4 protein-coding genes are annotated in these 5,556 nt (G+C 42.8%); all 4 read left to right on the plus strand.

The genetic code is table 11. From position 1 onward, the window contains the following. Positions 1 to 405 precede the first annotated feature (405 nt). Entirely contained in the window at positions 406 to 618 is a 213-nt protein-coding gene (locus tag H6G26_RS37800; RefSeq protein ID WP_225893030.1) for a hypothetical protein, read from the plus strand. A 94-nt stretch (positions 619 to 712) separates the two neighbouring features. Next, positions 713 to 1,435, plus strand: coding sequence for a hypothetical protein (locus tag H6G26_RS37805; RefSeq protein WP_190736782.1), 723 nt, complete (start codon positions 713 to 715; stop codon positions 1,433 to 1,435). A 275-nt stretch (positions 1,436 to 1,710) separates the two neighbouring features. Further along, positions 1,711 to 4,107, plus strand: coding sequence for a VapE domain-containing protein (locus tag H6G26_RS37810; protein ID WP_190736784.1), 2,397 nt, complete (start codon positions 1,711 to 1,713; stop codon positions 4,105 to 4,107). Positions 4,108 to 4,887: 780 nt separating this feature from the next. Continuing rightward, positions 4,888 to 5,460 (plus strand): hypothetical protein, encoded by a 573-nt coding sequence (locus tag H6G26_RS37815; RefSeq protein WP_190736786.1) that lies wholly within the window; start codon positions 4,888 to 4,890, stop codon positions 5,458 to 5,460. Positions 5,461 to 5,556 lie beyond the last annotated feature (96 nt).

Raw genomic sequence — 5,556 nt, forward strand, 5'->3', positions numbered from 1 at the left:
GAGTTGTTAAAGCGCTGCGAAAACCAGTCTCCAAGCTGGATTTATCCCCTTTTCCTGCACCCTCTTGACAAAAGTGCAATCACTCTAACCTCTCACCGATGGCCCGGATTTGGCTAACAAGTCTGCCTGAACTAGCCAATTTTTGGCATTGGAATATATAGCTGTCATGGTTCAGATGATTGTTAAAGTCTTGATTTTTCCGGCTTGGCGTTGATTTTTAGGCAAATCTAGACAAATCCAGATATCCAGTTATTGGTTAGCCATAGCATCACTTTCCGGCTTCTATTGCCTTTGTTGGGTGACTGTTTTTGGTTTGCTTAATGCTATATTAGCATAGAATCGCATGAAATTAGAATGCGATAACATGAAATAAGCAAAGACAATTACCACATGAGGCTAGAATCGATGAATAAAGAAACTTTCATCGACATGACTAAGAGAACAACTATTGTTTTACCGGATGCAGTTTATGAAGATTTACAAATATGGGCTGATGAAGAAGGTAGAGCCACAGCTAATCTCGTAGCGTTTCTTGTGGAACAAGCCATAAGAGCTAAATTTCCATCCAAGTATCCTCCTGCTTACAGAAGAGTAGAGGCAAGCGATCGCCAAACATGACATTAATAGATGGCTATTAGTTCAAAAATGTAGTGTAAAGCATTACTATCAGTACAGTTCGTATAATTTCACATCATTAATTTTGATGTCTCCAATGACTACCGTGAAAGACCCAGCAACCGATTTTCAACTTCCGCCGCATAACGAAGCGGCGTTAGAGTGGATTAGGGAGGCGATAGACCATGAATCTGGTCTGGCTCTAGTGACTGGTGGTGTTGCGCTTGGTACAGGCAGCTTCATTAATCCGTTTGGCTGGCTTGCTTTTGCATTGGCTTACAAGCCGTTAGTACGAGTTCAAAAACTTGTGCGGCTGGAAAAAATAATAACCCTACTTTTGCAAGAGTTTAAAAGCAAAGGCATACAAGTCTTTCCGGTACTGAAAATACAAGACAAGAACCCTGTAGACTTATTTATTAGGTTTCCTGGGAAAACTCACCTGTTTATCTCCATCAGATCGAAAGGAGACAGCTTGATTGTCTACAACGAAGCCAAAGAGGTTTTGCAGGTGAGAAGAAAAAAGAATCGCTTAGGAACTTGGGAACCTTGCCCTCTAGTTGAACTGGGAGATTACAAAAGCTGGCTTGACAAGAATAGAGCAATATTTGGGATGTCTTCGCGTGAAGCGCAAAAGACACCCACAGCAAGAGTTTTGGTTTTATGGCCTCCGACAAAGGCATCCCCAAATCATAATGAACATCTTTATACGGAGATAGGAAACATGAAAGTTCTAGTTCTCAAGAGAAAAGGTAGTGCATTTGTAATTCCAGAGGAGGAAGTAACCGAGTTTGTCAGAAATTGGTTAGGCAAATATGAATAGAATAAATGGCGAAAACCCCGGTTCCTGCTAGGACACGGGGCTTTCTAAGTTTATTCACTTGGAATTGGGGATTGGGTTTCGCAGCCTAATTAGTATCCCTAATAGTAATTTTATCTTACACGATTAGGTGTAAAGCCAATGTAATACTGGCTCACCAGATGTCAACAGCGTTTCAGGAATTTTAGCAAAGCGTGATTTTTGAACGTTTGTACTAGAAGATTACTGCCACGGGATAGCTCCAATTCCTCCAACACACATAATGGAGGATTTGTAAAGTGTCACAAAAACAGCTATTTCATACCGATACTACCAACAAGCTGCTAGAAGCAACCAAAGCTAACGCTTGCCCCCACTGCGGTAAACCAGACTGGTGCTACTCAATAGGAGAATTGACAGTCTGCAACCGCGATGCCCAACCCGCTTCTGGGTGGGAGCAAACATCAAAGACTGACCGCAACGGTAAGCCATACTACGCACCAGAAAAGCATCAAAAACCGCCACGTCCTCAAGGCAAGAAAGAATATATTTACTACGACCGCTCAGGGCAACCATTGGTTAAGGTAACTCGCATTGATGACGGTAACGGGAAAAAGCGAATCTTTCAGTCACATTGGGATAATCATAACTGGGTTAAAGGATTAACTGATGAAGTAAAAGCCTCTATTCCCATTTATCGTTATACCGAAGTCAAAGCAGCTTTAGCAGCTGGTAGAACCATCTTCATCGTTGAGGGTGAAGGCATAGCCGATATTCTCTGGGAAATGGGCATACCTGCCACAACCACAATCGGCGGCGCTCTGAAGTATCGCGCCTACGGCAATTACCAAGCGGATTTAGAAGATGCTAATCTAGTTCTTTGTCCCGACCGTGACGAACCTGGGTTAAAGCACATGGAAGATATTTTCAAAGATTTCCCAGATGCTAAATGGTTGTATGCCCCTCCCAATGACTTTTACTGGACACACCTAGCCAAAAACGGCGGACTGGATATTAAAGACTGGGTAGAAGATGGGGCAACCGTAGATGACATCATACAGGCAATTGAGGATAGACGGATCGTTGTTGATACGCTCAATAAGTCTCTAGAAGCTGATTCCGACCGAGAGCGCCCAACAGAAAGCAAGTTGGAGCAAAAATTTAATCAGATTCGTGCCGTCTGGGGTGAACGTCTGCGCTGGAACACTCTTAAAAAGCAAGTAGAACTTGACGGACATCCACTACCACTTGACCGCATTGATTTGAAGATTGCCAGACAAATTCATCTTGATATTAGCAAGGAACAAGGTAAGGGCATTGTTCTCGACCTAGCTCAAGAAAATCCCTACAGCCCAGTGGTTGAGTATCTCGAACGGGTGAGCCATAAACATGCTGATGTCGATATCAGCATACTTGATACAATAGCTTCATGTTACTTTGGCACTAATGACCCGTTACACGCTGCGCTGATGAAACGGACTTTGATTGCAGCAGTGGCACGGGCATACGAGCCGGGGTGTAAACATGATGAAATTACCATTCTTCAAGGTAAGCAGAAATCTCTCAAGTCAACATTTTGGAGAGTTTTAGCAGGTAAACAGTTCTTCACTGATGACATCTCTGGCACAGAAAAAGATGAAATCATGAAGATTGGCCAGTACTGGCTATTGGAGTATGCCGAGTTTGAGAACTCCTATAAAAAGAAAGATGTCTCACAGCTCAAGGCTTTTCTCTCACGTCTGACTGATTCGATTCGCCGCCCTTATGGTACAGATATTGAGGATTTACCCAGACCATCTATTTTTGTTGGCACTACCAATCAGGACGAATTCTTGTATGACCCGACTGGTGAGCGTCGTTTCTGGGTAGTTTCGGTTTTAGTCAACCGGATCAACATTGAGTTACTTCAAAAAGAACGGGATCTGATTTGGGCTGCTGCCGTCGCCGCTTACAAGAGTGGAGAACAGTGGCACTTGACCGACACCGAAGATGAATGGTTAGAGGCTGCTAACAAACACTATCAAAGCACAGATCCTTGGGAAGCGGAAATCATGGCTTGGGCTAACATTCGCAATGAAGTATCGGCATCAGAAATACTTAGCTCAGTTCTCAAAATTGAGTTAGCCAAGCAAGGCATGGCAGAGAAAAACCGTGTCACTCAAATCCTCCGGGCTAATGGATGGAACAGAGGCTCACGCAAACGGATAGCTGGTAAACTCCTTTACCCCTGGACTAAGCCACAACTAGAGACTAGAACAGAGACTGGAACACCACTAGAACAGCAACTAGAACAGTCTGAAACTATTGCTTCTCAAGAGTTAGAGATTGAGTGTTCTAGTTGTTCTAGTGATTCTCCAAAACTTTTAGAAAATTTTGACAGTAGTGGGGGAGAAAATTTCACCCCACCTCCAGAAAAAGATAAAAGTTTGAAAAGTGACTGGAACACAACCGAGCCAGAAAATACTGAAACAGTTATACAGCAAGCATCTGATAGCTGTTCTAGTCTTTGTTCTACCACCTCAGTAGATCGGGTGATTGCCAATGCGGAACTGATTCGGGAGTCTATTGTAGATGAGTCCTGGCAAATGATTGATGAACTGATAGAAGAATGGACGGATGAATTTAAAACTGCTGTTTGGGGATTATTGACCCCTGTTGAACGCAAGGCTGTTAAACAACTTAAACCTAAAGCGTGAACCTGATTCCGTTTCCCAAGAAGTGTGATGCCTGCGCTCCTTTCTTCCGAAGCACTTTGTTGGCGGGTTGCTTTAGGGATCAAGTTTAAGCTTATGGGTGCAGACTATACCCGCTTCTGGCCAGAGCGCTGCAAGCAGAGGCAGAATAATGTATAAAATTTGTCTTTTTAGCACTGTATAGCGGTCTAAGGGGCGTTAGGCGATGATTTTGACAGTCCATCAAAATTTTGTAAAAAATAGGTCTTGATTAACAAGAATTTTTGTTAGAGAAAATGCTGGATTTTTAGCTAACTTAAAAATAAAATTACACCTAAAATTGTTGGTTATGGCCAATGAGATGTTAGACTGCAAATAGCTTGATCATTCAGAACTTTTAATAACCTCTATATTTTTAATACAACGGTAACTTCTGTCATAAAAAATACCAATGTAAGTGATGTTTGACTAAAAATCGATGTTTGGTGAATAAAATCTTTTCCGAAAATAGACAAAAGCTCCGTGTAGTAAGTTTCGGAATAACTGCTCATTTGATTCCTAATGTTTATAAGAAGTCATTTCCACCATCTGGAAATGGCTTCTTATGCAGTCAGACGAGTCACAAGTTTTAATACCTTGGAATCTGATTCATTCGTTGAAACTTCATTCAGCTTAAGTGACTTATACAACAGGGGACTCAATCACTGGATAGCTCTTGGAGAAAGGATTCAGAGAATTTTTTTGAGAGACTGCTCATCCCAATAAGGAAACCGACCGTACTAACCTATTGAGAGGGTTTTGATCATGCCTAGACTTACCGTTCCACCAAATTTCATCGGCACCCCCGATTCCGACACTTTAGTTGGCGAAGAGTTAAATGCATCACCAGCAATTGGTATTGAGATTTTAACTGGAGGTTTTGTTCGTACATACTCAGGAAAGGACACTATCACTGGCATCGGTACTGGCGACAACCTTGGCATTGGTATTGACAACTCCGGCACCATCGATACTGGCAAGGATAATGATAAAATCACTGGAATTGGCAATAGCTATGGCATCAATAACCAACCAGAAGGCACTATTGAGACCGGCAAGGGTAACGATACAATCACTGCAATTGCCAGTGGCGATGGCGTTAGCATTGTAAACTACAGCACTATAAGTACTGGTGACGGTAACGACACAATCACTGGCAATAGCAACGACATTGGCGGCAGGGGTATCTCTCTCGATGGTGTCCTCGGCGGTGGCATCATCGATACTGGTGCTGGTAACGACACAATCACTAGCGATAGCAGCACTTTTGGCATCAACATAGCAGCCGGCGGCACAATCAATACTGGCACTGGTAACGATACAATCATTGGCATCTGACCAAGGCAGTAATTGTTCGCGGTAGTCGGCGTAATCTTCACTACCAACAACGCAGATATCTCCTGACTTTAATTCGGCTGCTAGGTAGTAAAAAAT

This window comes from Nostoc sp. FACHB-888 (genome assembly GCF_014696655.1).
Taxonomy (GTDB): Bacteria; Cyanobacteriota; Cyanobacteriia; order Cyanobacteriales; family Nostocaceae; genus Nostoc.